This window comes from Dryocola clanedunensis (genome assembly GCF_038405435.1).
Taxonomy (GTDB): domain Bacteria; phylum Pseudomonadota; class Gammaproteobacteria; order Enterobacterales; family Enterobacteriaceae; genus Dryocola; species Dryocola clanedunensis_A.
The window spans coordinates 1-608 of record NZ_JBBYHZ010000126.1 but is presented as its reverse complement, the minus strand read 5'-3'; the positions used below and the strand labels follow the sequence as shown (position 1 = coordinate 608).

The window sequence follows — 608 nt, the reverse complement described above, 5'->3', positions numbered from 1 at the left end:
CCGCGGAACAGGCTCATGAAGGGCTGGCTGACGTTGAGCACTTCGGTGCGGTGCTTCAAGCGCAGCTGGCCGCGGCCGGTGTCGTCGCGTGTGACTGCGGCGACCGCCTTCATGTTCACGATGGTGGAGCGGTGGATCTGGCGGAACCGTTGCGGATCGAGCGCATCCAGCAGTTCACGCAGCGAGGTGCGCAGCAGGCTTTCGCCCTGCTCGGTCACCACCGTGGTGTATTTGCTGTCCGCACGGAAGTAGATCACATCTTCGAGCATGATCAGCTGCGTGTCGCGGCCGTTGCTGGCGGTGATCCAGGCCAAAGGCGGCGCGCTTGAGGCGGCGGCGGGCTGATTGCCGAGGCGCTGCAGCAGCTGCTCGAGCATGCCGCTGTCCGGGCGGCCCAACTGCATGCGCGCCAGGATCCGCTCGCGCGTGGCCAGCAGGCGCTCATCGCTGACCGGCTTGAGCAGGTAGTCGATCGCGCCCTGCTCGAAGGCGTCGATGGCGTACTGGTCGTAGGCGGTGACGAACACCACCTGGGTGCGCGGGCTGATCTCGGGCAGCGCGCGCGCCACCTCGATACCGGTGATGCCAGGCATGCGGATGTCGAGCAG

1 protein-coding gene is annotated in these 608 nt (G+C 66.9%); it reads right to left on the bottom strand.

Features of this window, described 5'->3' with window-relative positions; genetic code table 11:
• On the bottom strand, positions 1 to 608 hold a 608-nt coding region (locus AAE045_RS23810), incomplete at both ends, for a LytR/AlgR family response regulator transcription factor (RefSeq protein WP_455549770.1).